Source organism: Shinella sp. WSD5-1, from assembly GCF_963942435.1.
Classification (GTDB): Bacteria; Pseudomonadota; Alphaproteobacteria; order Rhizobiales; family Rhizobiaceae; genus Shinella; species Shinella yambaruensis.
This window is the reverse complement of record NZ_OZ012597.1, coordinates 542526-562791: the sequence shown is the minus strand read 5'-3', so window position 1 is coordinate 562791 and position 20266 is coordinate 542526. Positions and strand designations below refer to the sequence as shown.

General features: G+C 66.1%; 17 protein-coding genes and 1 pseudogene. 11 read left to right on the top strand and 7 right to left on the bottom strand.

Annotation, left to right across the window (positions count from 1 at the left end; translation table 11 throughout):
- Positions 1-51: 51 nt before the first annotated feature.
- Positions 52-639: an amino acid synthesis family protein gene (locus tag AABQ55_RS25815; RefSeq protein ID WP_272807985.1), complete on the bottom strand. Its 588-nt coding sequence runs from the start codon at positions 637-639 to the stop codon at positions 52-54.
- A gap of 166 nt (positions 640-805) precedes the next feature.
- Between AABQ55_RS25815 and AABQ55_RS25810 the strand changes: the two genes are divergently transcribed.
- From AABQ55_RS25810 to AABQ55_RS25770, 9 genes are all read left to right on the top strand, one after another.
- A complete protein-coding gene (locus tag AABQ55_RS25810; RefSeq protein WP_272807986.1) occupies positions 806-2608 on the top strand; it encodes a helix-turn-helix domain-containing protein in 1803 nt (600 codons plus the stop codon).
- A 126-nt stretch (positions 2609-2734) separates the two neighbouring features.
- Positions 2735-3727 carry a flavin reductase gene (locus AABQ55_RS25805; protein ID WP_272807987.1) on the top strand — a complete coding sequence of 331 codons (993 nt, stop codon included), beginning with the start codon at positions 2735-2737 and terminating at the stop codon, positions 3725-3727.
- 1 nt (position 3728) lies between these two features.
- A complete protein-coding gene (locus AABQ55_RS25800) occupies positions 3729-5243 on the top strand; it encodes an aldehyde dehydrogenase (RefSeq protein WP_272807988.1) in 1515 nt (504 codons plus the stop codon).
- Positions 5244-5266: 23 nt separating this feature from the next.
- Positions 5267-6343 carry an LLM class flavin-dependent oxidoreductase gene (locus AABQ55_RS25795; protein ID WP_272807989.1) on the top strand — a complete coding sequence of 359 codons (1077 nt, stop codon included), beginning with the start codon at positions 5267-5269 and terminating at the stop codon, positions 6341-6343.
- Between the two features lie 2 nt (positions 6344-6345).
- Positions 6346-7158 (top strand): alpha/beta fold hydrolase, encoded by an 813-nt coding sequence (locus AABQ55_RS25790; RefSeq protein ID WP_245082530.1) that lies wholly within the window; start codon positions 6346-6348, stop codon positions 7156-7158.
- Positions 7151-7540, top strand: a complete 390-nt coding sequence (locus AABQ55_RS25785; protein WP_272807990.1) for a carboxymuconolactone decarboxylase family protein — start codon at positions 7151-7153, stop codon at positions 7538-7540. The genes AABQ55_RS25790 and AABQ55_RS25785 overlap by 8 nt, the downstream gene beginning before the upstream one ends.
- A gap of 148 nt (positions 7541-7688) precedes the next feature.
- Complete coding sequence (locus AABQ55_RS25780; protein WP_272807991.1) at positions 7689-8522, top strand: transporter substrate-binding domain-containing protein; 834 nt, start codon at positions 7689-7691, stop codon at positions 8520-8522.
- Between the two features lie 58 nt (positions 8523-8580).
- A complete protein-coding gene (locus AABQ55_RS25775; RefSeq protein WP_272807992.1) occupies positions 8581-9555 on the top strand; it encodes an amino acid ABC transporter permease in 975 nt (324 codons plus the stop codon).
- Entirely contained in the window at positions 9552-10292 is a 741-nt protein-coding gene (locus AABQ55_RS25770) for an amino acid ABC transporter ATP-binding protein (RefSeq protein ID WP_272807993.1), read from the top strand. Before AABQ55_RS25775 ends, AABQ55_RS25770 begins: the two co-directional genes overlap by 4 nt.
- A gap of 19 nt (positions 10293-10311) precedes the next feature.
- On the opposite strand, the gene AABQ55_RS25765 is transcribed toward AABQ55_RS25770, so the two are convergent.
- Positions 10312-11592: an ArgE/DapE family deacylase gene (locus tag AABQ55_RS25765; protein ID WP_272807994.1), complete on the bottom strand. Its 1281-nt coding sequence runs from the start codon at positions 11590-11592 to the stop codon at positions 10312-10314.
- A gap of 276 nt (positions 11593-11868) precedes the next feature.
- Between AABQ55_RS25765 and AABQ55_RS25760 the strand changes: the two genes are divergently transcribed.
- On the top strand, positions 11869-12798 hold the full coding sequence (locus AABQ55_RS25760; RefSeq protein ID WP_245082546.1) for a sulfurtransferase: 930 nt from the start codon (positions 11869-11871) through the stop codon (positions 12796-12798).
- An 83-nt stretch (positions 12799-12881) separates the two neighbouring features.
- Positions 12882-14072, top strand: coding sequence for a YeeE/YedE family protein (locus AABQ55_RS25755; RefSeq protein ID WP_338341917.1), 1191 nt, complete (start codon positions 12882-12884; stop codon positions 14070-14072).
- A gap of 117 nt (positions 14073-14189) precedes the next feature.
- Here AABQ55_RS25755 and AABQ55_RS25750 read toward each other — a convergent pair.
- From AABQ55_RS25750 to AABQ55_RS25730, 5 genes and pseudogenes are all read right to left on the bottom strand, one after another.
- Positions 14190-15239 (bottom strand): annotated as a pseudogene (locus tag AABQ55_RS25750) (MFS transporter); the annotation flags it as partial.
- Positions 15240-15331: 92 nt separating this feature from the next.
- Positions 15332-16825 carry an ABC transporter permease gene (locus AABQ55_RS25745; RefSeq protein WP_272807996.1) on the bottom strand — a complete coding sequence of 498 codons (1494 nt, stop codon included), beginning with the start codon at positions 16823-16825 and terminating at the stop codon, positions 15332-15334.
- On the bottom strand, positions 16822-17670 hold the full coding sequence (locus tag AABQ55_RS25740) for an ATP-binding cassette domain-containing protein (RefSeq protein ID WP_272807997.1): 849 nt from the start codon (positions 17668-17670) through the stop codon (positions 16822-16824). The genes AABQ55_RS25745 and AABQ55_RS25740 overlap by 4 nt, the downstream gene beginning before the upstream one ends.
- Positions 17671-17673: 3 nt before the next feature.
- Entirely contained in the window at positions 17674-18642 is a 969-nt protein-coding gene (locus AABQ55_RS25735) for an ABC transporter substrate-binding protein (protein WP_272807998.1), read from the bottom strand.
- A gap of 41 nt (positions 18643-18683) precedes the next feature.
- Complete coding sequence (locus AABQ55_RS25730) at positions 18684-20036, bottom strand: LLM class flavin-dependent oxidoreductase (protein WP_272807999.1); 1353 nt, start codon at positions 20034-20036, stop codon at positions 18684-18686.
- Positions 20037-20266: the final 230 nt, after the last annotated feature.

The window sequence follows — 20266 nt, the reverse complement described above, 5'->3', positions numbered from 1 at the left end:
AGCCGGAAGGCTGCTCTTCGAAAGGACGAGGGAACGCAAAGCGAGGAAGCGTCAGGTAGCGGCGGCATCCTCCATTTCCGCCATGTCCTGGAACCGGTCGGCGATGCGCGCATGAGGGCGCCCGCCGTCGGCGGCGGCGATGGAGACGACGATCTCGTCCGGGTGCGGCGCGTCGGCAATCTGGAAATTGGCGGTGAGGAAGTGGGACCGCTTGCCCGTCTCGCTCTTGTGCATCATCGGCAGCGAGAGCAGCGCGCCGGGTGCGTTGCGTGTATTGGCGAATTCGAGATAGTTCGTGCCGCCGATCGCGTTGCGGAAAGGATTGCCGAAGCGCAGGGTGTGGATCATCGCCGAGGCATGCTCGATTTCGCCGTTGATGCCCACGACGGCCGCCTTGCCGCAGGCCTCGATCTGTTCGGCCGGCATTTGCGCGAGCAGCCGGCGCGTCATTTCCTCGCTGAGCGGCCCGGCGATGCGGACGATCTGCGGCCGCAGGTTTTCCACGAAGCCCTTGCCAGCCCATGGGTTCTCGATGATGGCGGCCACGACGACGATCCTGACGGGCCGCGGCGTCGCTTTGCCGCCTTCGACATGGGTTTCTTCCAGGAAGGTGCAGATCTTTCGAATGCCGAGTGCCATGTCGTTTCCACCATCTATTGAATGTCTCCCCAGCCTAGCGCGCGACGGCGCAGGGTCTTCCTGCCATTCGGAGGAGGAAGGGGCGAACACCTCCTATGAAAACGAGTAGATTTAAGCTGCGGTGCATCGCATTATCCGGGTCCGAAAGACGGGAGTGCGTGGCGCGTTGGATCAGAAATCTCGCATACTCTCGCTGCGCGACGTGGCGAGCCAGATCAACATCGGCGGCGACCTTGCGACCGTGTTGCAGCACCTCGTCGCGGCCGCCTGCCGGCACGCCAACTGGGCACTCGGCTCGATCATGGGCATCGATGCCGCGCATGGTTATGCCCATGTCATCGTCCGCCACGATCCGACGCTCATCCAGCGGGACCTGCCCGATCGCTGGGAGCTTGCCACCAGCCCGTCGCTGATCGCGCTTCAGCGCAATGAGCCTGTCTATATCCGCGATGCGCGCGAAAGCACCGAGTTCCCGGGCTATCGCAAGGAGGCTTTCGAGCGGGACTATCGCACCGTCCTCGTCATGCCTATGGACTGTGCCGATGCCGAGGGCCGCCCGATGGTGCTGAGCGTCATTGCGCGCACCGTGACCGACGTGACCGAGGATGATCTCGCCTTCCTCGGCACCATCCTGCATCTCGGCGCGATCGCGTTGGAAAAGCAGCATCGGCTCGCGGCGGAGAAAAGCGCGTCGGAGCGGCTCGATCGGGCGCTTGCGGCCCACACCTCGCTGCTGGAGCATGTGCTCAGCGACGGTTCCGTCTCCTCGCTCGCTGCAATGGTTGGAAGGCTGCTGCCCAATCCGCTGGTCGTCGTGGACTTCACGGTCAATCAGCTTATTGCGGGACGCTCGCCCCTGGCGGATGTCGACGATGCGGCATGGCAATCGGCCGCGCCGACGGTTTTCGCGCGCGCGCTGATGCGGGCGGCGCGCGATGCGGTGGAGCGCGGCAGCACCGCTGCGGCGCCGATCTTTCTTGAGGACGGCGCGCGGCGTTTGCGTGTCTTTGCCCGCGTGGAGCCCTTGACGGTGGATCGCCAGCAGGTCGGCGCACTCGTCATCTTTCCCTCCGCGGCGGCTGAAGGCGAACTGGACCAGCTCATGCTCGACAGCGCGAAATACGCGCTCAGCGTCCAGATGATGCGCAGCTTCCTGCGCTTCCGCTTTGAGACACGCACGCAAAGCGAGCTCTTCTTCGAGATCGTGGAGCGGCGCTGGCGTGATGCAGCCGATATTGGCCAGCGCGCCGCCCGGCTCGGCCTCGATCTGTCGCTCGCACAGCAGATGATCGTCGTCGATTTTCCCGAGCGCGCCAAGGCCTTGGGCGGCGGCTCGATCGACGTGGAGCATACATTGTCGCGCGTCCTGCAGCAGGCTTCTATCGAGGCCGTGCTGGTGGCAATCGATGGCGGGCTCGTATGCCTGATGCCGTATGAAGAATCGCCCCGGCAGGAGCGCTCGACGAAACTCATGCGGCGTATCGCCGACGACCTCAGCCGCTATCTCGGCGAGGCGCCGATCGTCGTTGCCGGAAGCCGCTGCATCGGTCTTGACGACTACGCCACGGCCTGGGAACGGTGCAATCGGATGATCCGCATCGGCCGTTCCTTCGGGCTGACGGGCGCGCTTTCGACGCAGGATTTCGGACCCCTGCCCATGCTCGTTTCGGCCGCCGATGTCGGCGACGTCCGCAATTTCGTGCGTGCCAGCATCGGCGCGATTGCCGAACATGATCGTGAAAACGGAACGCCCTACCTCGAAACGCTTTCCGCCTATCTGGAGGGGGGCTGCCGCAGCCAGGCCTGTGCCGATCGTCTTGGCCTGCACGTAACGACGCTGCGCTACAGGCTGGCGCGCATCCAGGAGCTTTTCGGCATCGACGTGGAAACGCCGGAACGGCGTTTTGCCGTCGAGCTCGCCCTCCGCCTTCACAGCGTCATCGACAATCATGCTCTCGGCGAGCGCTGATCGGTCCGTTCGGATCTCCTACGAACCGTAGCAGAACTCTTTTGCCATCTCCTCCGCCCGGCAGGAAGAAGCGCCGGTCCACCCCGGCTAGCTTCCTCCCAACAAACCGCGGAGGAGAACGAGGGCATGGTGAAAGAGGCGGCAGCACTGGACGCACCGATCGATCCCGTCGCGCTGCGTCGGGCCTTCGGTACCTTCGTCACCGGCGTCACGGTCATCACCACGCTTGAAGCCGACGGCACACCACGCGGCATGACGGCCAATTCCTTCACCTCCGTCTCGCTCGATCCGCCGCTGCTGCTGGTCTGCGTCGCCAAGTCCGCTTCCAGCTATGCGGCCTTCACCGCGGCGGACTGTTTCGCGGTCAACATCCTGCATGAAGGCCAGGTCGATGTCTCCGCCACCTTCGCTTCCAAGGCGCCGGACAAGTTCCTGTCGGTCAATCACGACCGGGCGCATACCGGCGCGCCGGTGCTGACGGACAGCCTCACCTGGTTCGACTGCAGCCTGCACAACGCCGTCGACGCGGGCGATCATGTGATCCTGATCGGCCGGGTGCGGGCTTTCGGCACCAGCCCGACGGCCCCGCTCGGTTTCTGCCGCGGACGCTATGCCAGCGTGAAGGATCCGCTGCCGACGGGCTGGCTCGCCTCGCACGGCATGATCATCGGCTATCTCATCGAGGCCGGCGACGGCCTGCTGCTGCGGGCGGACGGCAAGGGCGGCTGGGTCCTGCCCTCCGCGCGCCGCCGCAAGGCCGACAGCGAACTCGTGGTGGATGGCGGCGATGCGCTCCGCCTCGTGCCGGAGGAGACCTTCCTCTATTCCGTCTTCGACGTCGCCGACAGCGATCCCGGCTATCTCGTCTACCGCGCCCGGCTGGCGGGCGAGGGGGCGGAGATCGGCCTCCCGGAAAGCCTTCGCTTCTTCCCGATCGACGATCTGCCCTACGCGGCGATCGCGACCCACGAACTGCGCTCCATGCTGCGCCGCTATGTGCGCGAACGGCAGGCGGGCCGCTTCGGCATCTACATGGATTCCCACGACGGCGGCCGCGTCGCGATGATCGACGGGCAAGCCCGCGCCTGGCTCCAGGCCTCCCAAGACCAAGGACAATGACATGAAGACGACCGTCAGCACCATCGAAGGTTCGCGCCAGCAGCTGTTTATCGGCGGCGAGTTCGTCGCGCCGAAGAACGGCACCTACATCCGGAGCTTCGATCCGACGACCGGAGAGCCCTGGTACGAATTCGCCGAGGCCGACGCCGATGACGTCGAAGCCGCCGTCGCTGCGGCCACCGCCGCCTTCCGCGATCCCGCCTGGCGGCGCATGACGCAGACCGATCGCGGTGCGCTGGTCCGCCGCCTCGCCGAATTGGTCCGCGCCAATGCCGATGCGCTCGCCGAGATCGAGACGCGCGACAACGGCAAGCTCCTGAAAGAGACCCGCGCCCAGATGCGCGCCATGCCGGACAGCTACCACTATTTCGCCGGCATGGCCGACAAGCTGCAGGGCGACACGATCCCGATCAACCGGCTCGACACGCTGAACCTCAACCTGCGTGAACCGCTCGGCGTGGTCGGCATGATCACGCCGTGGAATTCGCCGCTGATGCTGCTCACCGGCACGCTCGCGCCGTGCCTTGCCATCGGCAACACCGTCGTCATCAAGCCTTCCGAGCATGCCACGGCCTCGACGCTGGCGCTCGCCGAACTCATCCATGAAGCGGGCTTCCCGGCCGGCGTCGTCAATGTGGTGACCGGTACGGGCAGGAGCGCCGGCGAGGCGCTGACGCGTCATCCCGGCGTCGCCAAATACGTCTTCACCGGCAGCACCGCGACCGGCCGCCGCATCGCCGGCAATGCCGCTGAAAACCTCGTGCCCTGCTCGATGGAGCTTGGCGGCAAGTCGCCCCATGTCGTCTTCGGCGATGTCGATATCGAGCATGCGGTGAACGGCGTCGTCTCCGGCGTCTTCGCCGCCGCGGGCCAGACCTGCGTGGCCGGCTCGCGCTGCTTCGTCGAGGCCGGTGTCTATGACCGGTTCATCGAGGCGCTCGTGGCGCGGACCCGGCGCATCCGCGTCGGCCTGCCGACCGTCGACGACACCGATATCGGCCCGCTGGCACTCGCCGACCAGCTTTCCAAGGTGGAATCCTACGTCGCCTCGGGCGTCAGGGAAGGCGCGAAGGTCGCCGTCGGCGGCGGCCGGCCGCAGCAGGCGGAGCTTGCGCCGGGCGGCTGGTATTTCGAGCCGACCGTCATGGTGGATGCCGGGAACGACATGGCTTTCATGCGCGACGAACTCTTCGGGCCGGTCGTGGGCGTCATGCCCTTCCGTAACGAGGAGGAAATGATCGAGCTCGCCAACGACACGCGCTACGGCCTCGCCTCCGGCATCTGGACGAAGGACATCGACCGGGCGCTGCGCTTCGCCAGCCGCATCGATGCGGGCACGGTCTGGATCAACACCTACCGTTCCGCCTCCTTCATGTCCGCGAACGGCGGCTTCAAGGAAAGCGGCTACGGCCGGCGTGGCGGCTTCGAGGTCATGTACGAGTTCTCGCGGCTGAAGAACGTCATCATCGACTATTCCGGCGCCATGCAGGACCCCTTCGTCATCCGCCTCAAATAACAAGCATCGAAAGGCAGAATCCCATGAAGTTCGCAGTCTCGCTCACGATGGAACGTTTTTCGCCCGAGGTGCCGATGGCCACGGTGAAGAACAATCTGCTGACGCTGGCCCGCATGGCGGATGAGGGCGGTTTCGAGATGCTCTGGACGGCCGAGCACCACACGCTCGAATGCACCATCTCGCCGAACCCGTTCCAGACGCTCGTCTGGCTGGCGCAGCATACCGAGAACATCCGGCTCGGCACCTCGACGCTCGTCGCGCCCTACTGGAACCCGATCCGGCTTGCCGGCGAATCCGCGCTCTGCGACCACCTGACGAACGGCCGCCTCGAATTCGGCATTGCCCGCGGTTCCTATCAGTACGAGTTCGACCGCATGGCCGGCGGCATGCCGCAGCAGGAGGGCGTGGCCTACATGAAGGAGCTGGTGCCCGCGGTGAAGAAGCTGTGGGCCGGCGACTATGCCCACGAGGGCCACTACTGGAAGTTCCCGGTCACCGCCGCCGTGCCGAAGCCGCTTCAGGCGCCGCATCCGCGCATCTGGGTCGCCGCGCGCGATCCCGGCACGTTCGACTGGGCGATCGCCAACGGCGCCTCCATCCTCTCGACGCCGCTTTCCGCCCCCGCCGCGGAAATCCAGGTGCTTGCCGACAAGTTCGGGAAGGCCGTGGCCGACCATCCGGAAGTCCCGCGTCCGCGTTTCATGATGCAGCGCCGCACCTGCGTCTACGACCGGCCGGATGGCTGGGAGCGCGCCGTGCGGCACAGCATGGACTATGGCCGCGCCTTCGAGAACCTGATGCAGAACATCGGCACCGTGAAGGACGGTTTTCCCGAGGCCGTGCCCTACGAGGCGGTGAAGGGCAAGGAGAACTACAATCCGGACAATATCCGCAGGAACCTGATGTTCGGCACGCCGGACGAGGTGATCGAAAAGCTGATGGTCTATGAAGCCGCGGGCGTCGACCAGTATTGTCTCGGCCTGACCTTCAACCTGCCCTTCGAATTGCAGAAGCGTTCGATCGAGCTCTTCGTCAAGGAAGTCATGCCCGTCTTCGCCGCGCGCGAGAGCGAGCGCAAGCGGGCCGCCGTGGGACACTGATCATGGACGATACGCAAGAGCACAAGGTCGGCGAGGTCACGCTCAACTATCGCATCGACGGCGATGGCGGCGAGCCGCTCGTCTGCATCCACGGGGTCGGCTCCTATCTGGAGGCCTGGTCGGGCGTGGTGGAGCGGTTGAAGGACCGCTTCACCATCCTCACCTTCGACCTCCGGGGGCACGGCAAGTCGAGCCGCGTCAAGGGCCGCTACGAGATCGACGATTTCGTGACCGAGACGCTGGCGCTCGCCGACAAGGTCGGGTTTTCGACCTTCAACCTCGCCGGCTTTTCGCTCGGCGGCCTGATCGCCCAGCGCCTCGCGCTGACCCGCCTTCCGCGTCTGCGCCGGCTCGTGCTCCTCTCCACCGTCGCAGGCCGCACGCCGCAAGAGCGCGAGCAGGTGCTGTCCCGGCTCGCCGCGCTTCAGGCGGGAACCCCGGCCGATCACCACAATGCCTCGCTCTCGCGCTGGCTTACGGAGGCGTTTCAGGAGAAGAACCCCGACGTCATCACCTGGCTCAGAGCGCGCGATGCGGAAAACGACCCCGACTGCTACGCTTCGGCCTATCGGGTCTTGGCCGAAACGGATTTTGGCGGTTTTCTCGACCAGATCCGCTGCCCGACGCTGATCGCCACCGGCGAGGATGATGTCGGCTCAAACCCGCGCATGGCCCGCTACATGCACGAGCGCATCCCGGGATCACGGCTCGTCCTTTTCCCGGGCCTGCGCCATTCCATCCTCATCGAAGCGCCCGACGTCGTCGCCGATGCCATGGGCGATTTCCTGACAGGTACGGAGGCGGCCCATGGATGAGGCTTTGCGGAAAAAGGGCGAGGGCGTGCGCCGGCATGTGCTCGGCGACGACTATGTCGACCGCGCGATGGGCGCGGCAGACGCCTTTTCGAAGCCCTTGCAGGATATGCTCAATGAATATTGCTGGGGCATGGCCTGGACGGATGACGGTCTGGACCTCAGGCAGCGCAGCCTTCTCAACCTCGGCATGCTGGCGGCAAGCAACCGCATGCATGAATTCGGCCTGCATTTCCGCGGCGCGATCCGCAACGGCCTGACGGACAGGGAGCTTCAGGCGGCGCTTGTCCAGATCGCGGTCTATTGCGGTGTGCCGGCCGGCGTGGAGGCCTTTCGCGTCGCCCGCGCGGTCCGCGCCGAGATGGCGGGGGAGGGCGCGATTTGATTTCCGTCATTTCGGCGGAGCCTTGCGGCGCATGCTGCTTGGGAACGCCGGAAGACGCAGGAGGCGACGGGCCTCAAGATGGCTCACAACGGCGGGGAGAGGAACCCGCGCCGTCAAGGAAACGACAACGGACAGAGGGAACAAAGGCATGATCAGAACCACGATATTTGCGGCGCTCGCCGCCTCTCTCGCCCTCTCGCTGGCGGCCGCGCCGGCGCAGGCCGGCGAAGTGCTCGACCGCGTGCTCGCGGCCAAGAACCTGAAGGTCGCGACCGACGCCAACTGGGCGCCGCAGTCCTTCGTCAACGACAACAACGAGATGGACGGTTTCGACATCGACGTCGCCAAGGAGATCGGCAAACATCTCGGCGTTTCCGTCGAGTTCGTGACGCCGGGCTGGGACATCATCACCGCCGGCAAGTGGCAGGGCCGCTGGGACATGCATGTCGGCTCGATGACGCCCACCAAGGCGCGCGCGGCGCTCTTCGACTTCCCCGCCGTCTACTATTACACGCCCGCGGCCGTCGCCGTGCACAAGGACAGCAAGGCCGAAAAGCTCGCCGATCTCGAAGGCAAGCGCGTCGGCGTGACGGCGACATCGACCTTCGAGGCCTACGCCAACCAGGACCTGACGCTGGATGCCGCCGGCGCGCCGGCCTTCACCTACGAATTCAAGCCGGGCGAGGTGAAATCCTACGCCAATTCGACGACCGCCTTCGACGACCTGCGCCTCGGCGACGGCACGCGCCTCGACGCCGTCGTCTCCTCGCTGCCGAGCATCCTCGACGCCGAAAAGGCCGGATACCCGATCAAGCAGCTCGGCAAGCCGGTCTTCTTCGAGCCGCTGGCGGTCGCCGTCGAGCATGGCGATGCGGAACTGAGCGCGAAGATCGCCGAAGCCGTCAAGGCCATGCAGGCGGACGGCACGCTGAGCAAGCTTTCCGTCAAGTGGTACGGTGTCGACTACACGGTCACGCAGTAACATCCCACCGGTGCGTGCGGCCCGGCCTGCGGGCCGCACCAATCTTCAAGGAGCGGAGATGCTGTATCCCGATACCGTCGAATCGGAAGTCCTCGTCCACAAGCCCTGGTTCGTCGCCACCCTTTTCGTGGTGGTCTTCGCCGTCTTTCTCGCCTTCGACCTCACGGGAACGTCGATGGGCGAGCTGATGCGCCCGGTGATCGGCGCGCCGGCCGAAAGCGGCTTCTACGGCCGGTTCGCCATCGGCCTCGTCATCGCCGTGCTCTTCTGCCTGAACATCGTGCTGATCGGCTTCGCCTCTCTGAGGGTGCAGGTGGCGATCGTCTGGTTCGAGTTGCTCCTGCTCTTCCTCGCCTTCTTCACGACCTTCAATCTCAGCCTGCCGTTCATCGCGGAAAAACTGCCCTTCATGATCACGCAGGGCCTGTTCACAACGATCTACGTCTCGGCCATCTCGATCGCGATCGCCTCCGTCATCGCCATTCTCGGCGCGGTGGCCAAGCTTTCGACGAACGGCTTCGCCTACGCGATCGCGAGCTTCTACACCTCCTTCTTCCGCGGCCTGCCGCTTCTGATGCAGGTCTATCTCATCTATCTCGGCCTGCCGCAGCTCGGTTTCATCATCGATGCGGTGCCGGCCGGCATTCTCGCGCTCTCGCTGTGCTACGGCGCCTATATGACGGAGATCTTCCGCTCGGGCATCCAGAGCATCGACCGCGGCCAGTGGGAGGCCTCGCGCTCCATCGGCTTCGGCTTCGGGCTTACCATGCGCAAGATCATCCTGCCGCAGGCGTTGCCCGTCATCATTCCGCCGACGGGCAACCAGTTCATCTCGATGCTGAAGGACAGTTCGCTCGTTTCCGTCATCGGCGTCTGGGAGCTGATGTTCCTGGCGCGCACGCTCGGCCAGAAGACCTTCCAGCACATGGAGATGCTGATCTCCGCCGCCATGCTCTACTGGGTGGTGTCGATCTGCCTCGAACTCATCCAGTCCCGCATCGAACGCCACTACGCCAGGAGCAAAGTGCGATGAGCGAGAAGATCATCGACGTCCGCAACGTCTCCAAATGGTACGGCGCCTTCCGCGTGCTGACCGATGTGAACCTGACGGTGGAGAAGGGCGAACGCATCGTCATCTGCGGCCCGTCCGGCTCCGGCAAATCGACGCTGATCCGCTGCTTCAACCGGCTGGAGGCGCACCAGCAGGGCGACATCGTCGTCAACGGCATCACGCTGCACGACAGGATGCGCGACGTCGCCGAGGTGCGCAAGAATGTCGGCATGGTGTTCCAGCACTTCAATCTCTTCCCGCACATGACCGTGCTGATGAACTGCATGGTCGGGCCGATGTGGATCAAGGGCGTGCCGGAGGCGGAGGCCCGCAAGACCGCGCTGAAGTTCCTCGAACGTGTCCGCATTCCCGAGCAGGCGAACAAATACCCCGTGCAGCTCTCCGGCGGCCAGCAGCAGCGCGTGGCGATCGCCCGTTCGCTCTGCATGCAGCCGGCGGTCATGCTGTTCGACGAGCCGACCTCGGCGCTCGACCCGGAGATGGTGTCCGAGGTGCTGGAGACGATGACGAGCCTTGCCCGCGAGGGCATGACCATGGTCTGCGTCACCCACGAAATGGCCTTCGCCCGCGCGGTGGCCGACCGGGTGATCTTCATGAATGCCGGCCAGATCATCGAACAGGGCAAGCCGGATGACTTCTTCGGCAATCCGCAACATGAGCGAACCAAGCTGTTCCTCAGCCAGATTCTGAAGCACTAGGCAATTCCGGAGACCGTCGTCAGCCTTCCTGCACGCCGCACCAGTCGGCCGCAAAGAGCGCCAGCGTCTTGGTGATACGGCGCAGCGAGGAGAGGCTGACCCGCTCGTCGATGCCGTGGATGTTTTCCGCGATGGGACCATAGACGAGCGACGGGATGTTGCCGTGCACGGCGAAAATGGTGGCATCCAGATAACAGGCCATGACATAGGACCTGAGGTCGGCGCCCGCATGGGCGGCGGCGTGCGCGGTGCGCAGGCTTGTCTCCGCGTCGGTGCCTTCGGGCAGCTCGTAGCCGGCCTGCACGACCCCGACCCATGTGAGCGTGACTAGGTTTTCTCCGGCGAAAGCCGGATCTTCGGCCGCGATCCGCTCGATGAATGCTTCGACTTCGGCCGTGCGCATCCTCGGGTCTTCGCCGGGGTAAAAGCCGATCCGGCCCTCTGCGACGCAATCGCTCGGGATGGAGGCGATCCAGTCGCCGCCGGTGATCGTGCCGATCGTCAGGGCGACGGGGTTGGGAAGATCCTCGAACAGAGGCTTGCCGATCCGCTCGGCGATCCATTCGGCTTCCAGCCGCCTCAAGTGCCCGATCAGGCGGATCATCAGGTCGATGGCGCTCTGGCCCGATTCCGGTTCACGCGGATGGGTCGGACGCCCCTTCGTCTCGAGCCGGAACTTGATCACGCCGGCATTGGCGCGCACGAGCTGCTCGTCGGTCGGTTCCGGACTGACGATCGCATCGGCGGTGAAGCCTTCGGCGAAAAGCGTCGCCGCGCCATTGCCGGTGATTTCCTCCTCCACGACGGACTGCACCTGAACGTCGCCACGAAGCGAAAGCCCGGCTGCCGCGATGGCGTCGAGCGCGAAAATGGAGGCAACGAGGCCGGCCTTCATGTCGCCGGCGCCGCGCCCGTAGAGCCAGTCGCCATCCCGGCGAGGCTCGAAGGGCGGGGCGGTCCAGCGGTGGGGGCTTCCCGCCGGCACCACGTCGACATGCGAGTTGAAAGCGAGCGAGCGGCCGCCGGTGCCCGCCCCGGCCTTCCGGCCGACGACGTTCCAGCTTTCCGCATAGTCGACCGTTGCCGGCGAGAATGCCGGGTGCCGGCCGATTTGGGAGGCATTCGTGCGCACGCGGTCGACCGCGAAACCGCGTTGCCTCAGCGCTGCCGCGAGGAAATCCTGCGCCGCGGCTTCCTCGTTGCGCAGCGATTTGAATCGGACCAGCGCTTCCAGGAACGCAACCTGATCGTCGAAAAGCCGATCGACGGCGCTGAGGATTCGGTCGTTGATGGATGACATGGCAAGCCCTGGCAAAATATGAAGGTTGGGGCACCGTAGTCCCTGTCCCGTCCAATTCAAGCCGGTTCAGTCGAGGACGAGCGCGATGAACCATTCGGCCGCATGTTGAACTCGTTGACCGTGGGGCCCTCGGACCGATCGATCGGGAAGGTGCCGGCAACCGGCGGATAGCAGGGGAGTTTAAATTCTACATAAATTATAGAATATACTCCCTTCCGAACGTTCCGGAAGCAGGCGATGCTTTTCCCGTTGCTATCGAACTCAGGGGAAAACGACATGAAGGGTATTTGGGGCATCAATACGCTTTCGGCCATCGCGCTTTCGACGACCTTTCTTGCAGGATCGGCATCGGCGTCGGACGCGCTGGTCGATGCGAAATGGCTGCAGGACAATCTTTCCAACCCGAAGGTCCGCATTTTCGAAGTGAGCGTCGATACGGGCGTCTATGAGCGCGGCCATATTCCCGGCGCGGCGCATCTCGACTGGCATACCGACCTCGTGGATCCCCAGAAGCGGGACATTGCCAGCCGCGAGGCCTTCGAAAAGGTCTTGCGCGATGCCGGCGTCGACAAGGATACGACGATCGTCCTCTACGGCGATAACAACAACTGGTTCGCGGCCTGGGGCGCGTGGGTGTTCGAGGTCTATGGCCTCGGCAGCCAGGTCAAGCTGCTCGATGGCGGACGCAAGCTCTGGGAAGCGCAGGGCCTGCCGCTCGACACGGCCGTTCCCGATCACGCCGATTCCACCCTGGCGCTTGCCGACCGGGATGATTCCGTGCGTGCCCGCTTCGTCGATGTCGTCGCGGTCGCGGAGGGCAAGAACGATATCAAGCTCGTCGATATCCGCTCGGCCGACGAATATGCCGGCAAGATTTTCGCGCCGGAGGGCGTGAAGGAACTGTCCGTGCGCGCGGGCCACATTCCCGGCGCCGTCAACGTTCCGTGGGGCACGATCGTCAAGGAGGATGGCACGTTCAAATCCGCCGACGAGATCAGGGCGATCTATGCCGAAAAGGGTGTCGACGGCTCGACGCCTGTCATCACCTATTGCCGCATCGGCGAGCGATCGAGCCACACCTGGTTCGCGCTGAAGAAGATCCTCGGCTACGACGTGCGCAACTATGACGGTTCCTGGACCGAATACGGCAATGCCGTCGGCGTGCCGGTGAACAATATCGCCGGCACGATCTGGACCGGCAAGTAACAGCGGTTCCCGAAGGCGCGGCGCCTTACGCCGCGCGGGATGCCGACGCGGGTGGACATCCTCCCAGGTCCACCCGCATTTTCATGTCCAGCCGCCGGATCGCCATGTCTTCCATCGCCGCCCGCTCTCTTTCCGTCTCGGTGCTCGCCCTCCTTGCCGCCTGGAGTGTCTGGCTGGCGCAGGATGCTGCCGGACGGGTGCTTTCCTTCGCGCTGATCGCCGGCAGCGCCTTCGGCATCGTCCTGCAACGGGGCCGTTTCTGCTTCCTGTGCAACCTGCGGGACTTCGTGGAAAGGCGGGACGCATCCGGCGTCATCGCCATTCTCGTGGCGCTTGCCGCGGGCATCGTTCTGTACCAGGCCGTGCTCGGGGCCTGGGTGCCGGTGCCGCAACCGGATCGCCTGCCGCCGAATGCCCATGTCGGCCCGGTCGGGCCGGTGCTCGCATTTGCCGCCTTCACCTTCGGCCTCGGCATGGCGCTCTCCGGCTCCTGCCTTTCGGCGCATCTCTACCGGCTGGGCGAGGGGGCCTTTGGCTCGCTCGCCGCGCTGCTCGGCGCCGCCGCGGGCTTCCTGCTCGGCTTTTCGACATGGAACGCGCTCTATACCTGGACGGTGTTCGACGACCCGCCGGTCTGGCTTCCCGGTGTATTGGGTTATGCCGGCGCCACGATTGCAGGACTGCTCGCGCTCGGCGCGCTCGCATGGCTGGTCCTTCACAACGCCGCCCCGCCGCAGGATGCCGGCCTCCAGCCTGCCTCGTCCTTCGAAACGGTCTTCGTCCGGCGCTGGCCTCCGGTCGTCGCAGGCCTCCTCGTCGCGACGATCGGCGCCTTCGCCTATCTGCGCGTCGCGCCGCTCGGCGTGACGGCGGAACTGGGCAGTCTCGTGCGCACCGGTGGCCTGTCGCTGGACCTCGTTCCCGAGACCCTCGTCGGGCTGGACACGGTTCGCGGCTGCGTGAGCGCGGTGAAGACGGCGCTGCTTTCACCGAACGGCGTCTTTGTCATCGGGCTGGTTCTGTCGAGCTTCGCCTCGGCACTCCTCGCGGGGCGCTTCGACCCCTCATGGCCCGGTCCGCGCGGCCTGGCCGCGCGCTTTGCCGGCGGCGTGCTGATGGGGTGGGGGGCGATGACGGGCCTCGGCTGCACTGTCGGCGTGCTCCTCTCCGGCATCCAGGCTGGCGCCGTTTCGGGCTGGGTCTTTCTCGTCTTCTGCACGCTGGGCGCCGTTCTCGGTCTGGCCGGCCAGCGCCGGCTCGCGCGCAACGGCTGACGCAGCGTCTTCGCGCTGAGTGCTTGCGGTTCTAAAATAGATGCGGCGCGCGACGGGCAAGGCGGCCGCCACGATCAGGGCGAACAGCGCCGCGGCGATGCCGATCATCGTCTGAAGGTCGAACCACTCGGCCAGGGCGCCGAGGGCAAAGGCGCCGAGCGCCGGAGCGGCGCGGAAGACGAGCATATAGAGCGCCAGTACGCGACCGCGCATCGCCGGCAGGCTGAGCGTCTGCGCCATGGATTGCATCGCGATGTTGCAGACGACGTGGAACAGGCCCGCCACGGCGATGGCCGGCAGGGCGAGGAAGGCGGAGGTGCTGAAGGCGAAGACCACCAGGGCAAGGCAAATGCCGAGCGCCGCGCCGTAGCTCGTGCGCACCAGCGCGGGCGCGCTCTGTCGCCGCAGCATCCAGCTCGCTCCCACGAAGGCGCCGATGCCCTGCGCGCTCATCAGCATTGCGAGCATCTGCGGCCCGCCCTCGAACGAACCGCCGGCAAGGGCGGGGAAGAGCTCGGTAAAGGGCCGGGCGAGCAGCGAGAACGACGTCGTCAGCACGAAGAGCATGGCGATGGCCGGCTCGCCGGCGATGTAGCGAAAGCCGGCCAGGATATCGCCGGCGAGCGGTGCGGAGCGGGCCGCATGCGGCGCGTGATCGATCCAGCGCCGAACGTGTACGAGCGCCGCGAAGGTGGCGGTGAGGGCAACGGCGTTGAAGACGAAGACGCTTTCGATGCCGGCCTTGACGATCAGGAGCCCCGCGATGGCCGGCCCGGCCGTGCGGGCGATGTTGACCGCGATGGAGTTCGTGGCGATGGCCTGCGACAGTCGCCCCTCGGGCGCCAGCATGCCCGTCACCAGCATCCGCGCCGGATTGTTGAAGCCTTGCAGCGTGGCATCGATGACGGCCCAGAGCAGCAGCAGCCACGGCATCATGCCGCCGGACGTCAGGAGCAGCCAGATGGCGCCGCAGTTGAGCACCGTCAGGGCCTGTGTCAGCCGGATCAGCCGGTACGGGTTGCCGCGGTCCGCGACGGCCCCGGCGAGCGGCGCCACCCAGAGGGCGGCGATCAGGTCGCTGAGCGTGATCGCCCCGACCCATGCGGGCGAATGGGTAAGATCCCAGGCAAGCCAGCCGACCGCCGTCTTCTGCGCCCAGGCGCCCATGAAGCCAGCACATTGGGCGACGGCGAAGACGATGAAGTTGCTGCTGCGCGGCGGTGGCTTCGGGGCGGTGGAGGCTTCCTCGGCGGCGGACGTCATTGCCCCCGCCGCCCCTGCACGACGCGATCGAGAACGATGGCGCAGAGCAATATGGCGAGCCCGGCAAGGAGGCCCTGGCCCTGCGCGGCATATTGCAGGGCATGCAGCACATCCTCGCCCAGGCCCTTCGCGCCGATCAGCGCGGCGATCACCACCATGGAGAGGCACATGAGGATCGTCTGGCTGACGCCGGCCATGATCGATGGCGCGGCCGTCGGCAGGTCGACCTTGAAGAGGATGAAGGTCCGGGATGCGCCGAAGGCGACGGCGGCCTCGCGCACGGAGGCCGGGACGGACGCGATGCCGAGCGCCGTCAGCCGGACGACGGGCGGAATGCCGAAGATGATCGTCGCGATGATGCCCGACGGCTTGCCGATGCCGAAGAGCGCGATCACCGGAATGAGATAGACGAAGGCCGGCATGGTCTGCATGAAATCGAGCAGCGGGCGCACGATCGCCGCGACGCGCCTGTTGTAGCCGCACAGCACGCCGAGGGGAATGCCGATCGCAATGGAAATGAGCGCCGCCGTGCCGAGAAGGGCGACGGTCTGCATGCTCTTTTCCCAGTAGCCGAGGATGGCGAGGTAGCTGATCGCGACGAAGGTCAGCAGGAAGACGCGAAAGCCTGCGAGCTGCCAGGCGATGGCGAGGATGATCGCTATCACGACCGGCCATGGCGTCTGTGTGAGGATGCCCTCCATCACGCCGAGCATGCCGTTGATCGCCTTCGTCAGGGTGCCCGCCGCTGGCGAGACCGCGCTGCTGATCGTGGCGATGAACCGGTCCAGCCACGCGGCGGCGCCCGAGTTCCAGGCGGGATCGCTCGGGAAGGCGTCGAAGAGCGTGCGGTCGTTGAAATGAAGAAAGACGATCGGAACGAAGATGGCCAGCAGCGCCGCGGCGCCGGCGGCGTGAAGATGGCTGAACCCCGCCTTGCCCGCGTCGCCTTCCAGCCGCCAGGCGCGGAAACGGCGTTCGGCGATATGATTGGCGAGCCCACCCGCCACCAGGCGGGAGGCGGCAAGCATGCCGGTGCCGAGCAGGGCCACCAGCCACGCGCCGGTCCTGGCGTCTTCCGCCGCCTGCCGGGCATCCTTCGCCGCCTGTTCCAGGGCCGCGGCGGACCGTGTCAGCGACTTTGCGATGGGCGTACCGGCGTCCCGGGCGTTCGCGGCCTTCGCTTCGAGAAGGCGCGTCGCGGCGAGGGTCTCGAGCCTGTCGGCGCGCGCGCTCTGCCCGGCGCTGGCGCCGCCGCCAAGCGCGAAGGCGATCAGCACCACGGCGAGCAGGTCGGCGATGAGGAATGGCCAGAACGCTGACCAGAGGCGCCGCCCGGCGAGCCAGACGGGGCCGAGGACGGCGGCGGCGATGTTGAGGGAAGGCACATAGCCGCGCCGCTCGCCGATCCGCCGGAAAGCCCGGCGATAATAGGTGCTGTTGATGGCGGCGAAGCGGTCGATGGCCTCGTCCCGCGCCGTGTGGTCGCTCATGCGATGGCTCTTGCTTTCACGATGGGGTCTTGCGCGCGCGCCGGCAGGCGGGCGTTCTGGACGAAACGGCGGACATAGTCGTCCGCGGGCTGCGCCACGAGGTTCGCCGCCGTACCCGTCTGCACGATGCGGCCCGCCCGCATGAGAACGACGCGGTCGGCGATGCGGAAGGCTTCGTCGACATCGTGCGTGACGAAGACGGTCGTCTTTCCGAGATCACGCGACAGCGCCATGAACTGGGTCTGGAGATCGTGGCGGATCAGCGGGTCGAGCGCGCTGAACGGCTCGTCCATCAGGAGGATATCGGGATCGGCCGCGAGCGCCCGGGCAAGGCCCACGCGCTGTTGCATGCCGCCGGAAAGCGCGGCGACCCGCCGGTCGCCGAGGCCGTCAAGGCCGACGCGCACCAAAAGCTCGTCCGCCCGGTCCTCGCGCCGTGTGCGCGCCACGCCGCGGATCTCGAGCGGCAGGGCCACGTTGTCGCGCACGGAAAGATGCGCGAGCAGGGCATGCGACTGGAAGACCATCCCGATCCGCCGCGAGCGCAGCTCCCGCAGCGCCCTCGGCCCGAGCGACAGGATGTCGCCGCCGTCGATCCGCACCTTGCCGGCGCTCGGTTCGAGCAGGCGGTTGATCAGGCGCACGAGCGTCGACTTGCCGCTGCCGGAAAGGCCCATCAGGCAGACCAGCTCGCCCTTTTCGACCGACAGGCTCGCGCCGCCGACACCGATGACCGCGCGCAGGCGCTTGAGGACGGCGTCGTCCGGCACGGGCCGGCGGGCCTCTGCGAGAACCGCCTGCTCGTCCGTGCCGAAAACCTTCCAGACGTCCTCAAGCTCGATCATGGATCAGTTTCCGGTCCAGCCCGCGACGACATCCGGATTGGCCGCGATCCAGTCCCTGGCCGCATCGTCCGGCGTCTTGCCTTCGACGGCGATCGCGAAGGCGAGCTTGCTGACGGCATCCGTGGTGAAGGTCACCTTTTCGAGGATCGCCGCGACCTCGGGCGCGCTTTCCGCGAGCGACCCGGAATAGGCGATGTGGATCGCCGCATCCTTGTAGGCCGACTTGATCGCGGACTTTTCCAGCCAGTTCGGATCGGACGGCTCGACGAAGGTCCACGCGGCATCGTCGTGCTTCGGCTCCTCCAGCACTTCCAGCGCGTAGCGGGCGAAATTCTGGTGCGGGCCGTAGCAATAGCCGATCCAGCCGGTGCCGGCCTTCACGGCGGCGTCGAGATCGGCGGTCGCGACCGCCTCGTCCGTCGTCTGGAGTTCGAAGAAATCCGCAAAGCCGTAGTCGCGGGCGCGCACCGTTTCGATGTTCGTCGAAAGCCAGCCGGCAGCGCCGATCCAGATCTTGCCCTTGCCCTTGCCATCGGCGGAGAAGACGGCCGCCTTGGCCGGATCGGCGAGGTCGAAGACGGAGTGGATGTCGTGCTTGTCCGCCGTTGCCTTCGTCGTGCAATAGCCCTGCGTGCCGGCATAGGAATTGGCGGCGAGTTTCACCTTGCCGCCCTCGCCGGCATATTGATCGACGAGTGCCTGCTGGTTCGGCAGCCAGACATCGGTCCAGATGTCGATCTCGCCGCCATTGCGGTTCAGGGCCTCCCAGATGACGGGCACGGAGCCGGCTTTCACGGCCTCGACCTCCTTGCCGAGCTGCTCTTCGAGCAGGACCTTGACGACATAGGCTGTGCCTTGCGCGGTGGCGTAACCGGGATCGGCGATGGTGATGGGGTTTGCCTGCGCGAGGGCCGGCCAGAGCATGGCGAGCGCTGCCGAGGTCGCGAGGAGGGACTTGATCGTGAGATGCATGGTACGGTCCGTTCGGGTTGCGTTGGGGTGATATTCGGTGTTCAGGCGCGGTTCCGGCCCGCTTCGGAGGGCCGGTTGCGCGCGAGAGGGGGCAGGGCGAGCCGCTCGCGGAGCGAGCCGGTCTGCGGGCCGGGATTGAGAAGACCGCGTTCCCGCAGCAGGGGCACGACGGTGCGGATGAAGTCGTCCTGCCCTTCGGGAAAGGTCGGCGGCAGCAGCATGAAGCCATCGGCGGCGCCGCTGGCGGTCCAGTCCTCGATCTGGCCGGCGATGTCCTCCGCCGTGCCGATGACCTGCCAATGGCCGCGCGCGCCGGCGATGCGGCGGGCGAGGGCGCCGACGGTAAGGCCCTCCTTGCGGGCAAGCTCGGTCAGGAGGACCTGCCGGCTGCGGATGGAGTTCGACACGGGCAGATCCGGAAGGGGGCCGTCGATGTCGACCCCGGAAAGATCGACGTCTCCGAGATAGGTTTCGAGCAGCGAGAGCGCGACGTCGGGCTGGATGAGATCCTGCAGTTCGGCATATTTGTCTTCCGCCTCGGCCGTCGTCCTGCCGATGACGGGGAAGATGCCGGGCAGGATGAGGACGTCGTCGGCGCGCTTGCCCGAGGCCGTGCGACGCTTCCTGATGTCCTGATAGAAGCTGCGGGCCGAAACGATGTCGGTCTGCGCGGTGAAGACGACATCCGCGGTCTTCGCGGCGAGCGCTTTGCCGCTGTCCGACGAGCCGGCCTGTACCAGGAGCGGGCGGCCCTGCCGCGAGGGGGCGACGTTGAGCGGACCCTTGCTGCGGAAATACCGCCCCTCATAGTCGATGGTCTTCACGGCGTCGGGCTCGAAGAAGACGCCGCTCTGCTTGTCGCGCACGAAGCCGTCGGGATTCCAGCTCCCCCAGAGGGCGAGCACGGCATCGACGAATTCGTCGGCGCGGGCATAGCGGGCGGCATGGTCGAAGTCCGGCCCCGGATTGAAGTTGTCGCTTTCCTGCCGAAGCGACGAGGTGACGATGTTCCAGCCGATGCGCCCGTTGCTGATGAGATCGAGCGAGGCGAGCTGCCTTGCCAGGTTGTACGGCTCGTTGAAGGTCGTGGAGGCCGTCGCCACCACGCCGATCCTCATCGTCGCGGTCGCGACGGCGGCGGCGAGCGTCAGCGCCTCGAAGCCATGCGACCATTCGTCGACGCGCCGCAGGGCCTCCGCCCGGCTCTTCGGCACGCCGAGACGATCGGAGATGAAGGCGATCTCGAAGCCGGCGGCTTCGGCTGCGCGCGCGGCATCGATGTAATGCGCCGCGGTGATATTGGCATCGGCCCGCGTCGACGGATGCCGCCAGGCGGCGACATGATGCCCGCTGGGATAGAGAATGGTGCCGAGAACGATTTTGCGTGAGGACATGGCGACGAACTTGAAAGGGACAAACTGTTGCGGCTTCTCGCAAAATAATAAATTCTATAGTTTATGTAAGGAAATATGTTCTCTTCTGCGGCGCATGTCGGGTTTATTCATCGCGCCCCCGGCGGCGGGCGGAGTACCGGCCTCTCGCGCTCCCGTCCCGGCCGCAGCCGGCCAAGCCTTTGATCTGCCGAAGCCAAATCGAGGCGCCAAGCGAGGCATCCGCGTAAGCG

Coding starts and splice junctions, on each gene's coding strand:
- AABQ55_RS25815 (WP_272807985.1), bottom strand. CDS start 639: ATGGCACTCGGCATTCGAAAGATCTGCACCTTCCTGGAAGAAACCCAT.
- AABQ55_RS25805 (WP_272807987.1), top strand. CDS start 2,735: ATGGTGAAAGAGGCGGCAGCACTGGACGCACCGATCGATCCCGTCGCG.
- AABQ55_RS25800 (WP_272807988.1), top strand. CDS start 3,729: ATGAAGACGACCGTCAGCACCATCGAAGGTTCGCGCCAGCAGCTGTTT.
- AABQ55_RS25795 (WP_272807989.1), top strand. CDS start 5,267: ATGAAGTTCGCAGTCTCGCTCACGATGGAACGTTTTTCGCCCGAGGTG.
- AABQ55_RS25790 (WP_245082530.1), top strand. CDS start 6,346: ATGGACGATACGCAAGAGCACAAGGTCGGCGAGGTCACGCTCAACTAT.
- AABQ55_RS25785 (WP_272807990.1), top strand. CDS start 7,151: ATGGATGAGGCTTTGCGGAAAAAGGGCGAGGGCGTGCGCCGGCATGTG.
- AABQ55_RS25780 (WP_272807991.1), top strand. CDS start 7,689: ATGATCAGAACCACGATATTTGCGGCGCTCGCCGCCTCTCTCGCCCTC.
- AABQ55_RS25775 (WP_272807992.1), top strand. CDS start 8,581: ATGCTGTATCCCGATACCGTCGAATCGGAAGTCCTCGTCCACAAGCCC.
- AABQ55_RS25770 (WP_272807993.1), top strand. CDS start 9,552: ATGAGCGAGAAGATCATCGACGTCCGCAACGTCTCCAAATGGTACGGC.
- AABQ55_RS25765 (WP_272807994.1), bottom strand. CDS start 11,592: ATGTCATCCATCAACGACCGAATCCTCAGCGCCGTCGATCGGCTTTTC.
- AABQ55_RS25760 (WP_245082546.1), top strand. CDS start 11,869: ATGAAGGGTATTTGGGGCATCAATACGCTTTCGGCCATCGCGCTTTCG.
- AABQ55_RS25755 (WP_338341917.1), top strand. CDS start 12,882: ATGTCCAGCCGCCGGATCGCCATGTCTTCCATCGCCGCCCGCTCTCTT.
- AABQ55_RS25745 (WP_272807996.1), bottom strand. CDS start 16,825: ATGAGCGACCACACGGCGCGGGACGAGGCCATCGACCGCTTCGCCGCC.
- AABQ55_RS25740 (WP_272807997.1), bottom strand. CDS start 17,670: ATGATCGAGCTTGAGGACGTCTGGAAGGTTTTCGGCACGGACGAGCAG.
- AABQ55_RS25735 (WP_272807998.1), bottom strand. CDS start 18,642: ATGCATCTCACGATCAAGTCCCTCCTCGCGACCTCGGCAGCGCTCGCC.
- AABQ55_RS25730 (WP_272807999.1), bottom strand. CDS start 20,036: ATGTCCTCACGCAAAATCGTTCTCGGCACCATTCTCTATCCCAGCGGG.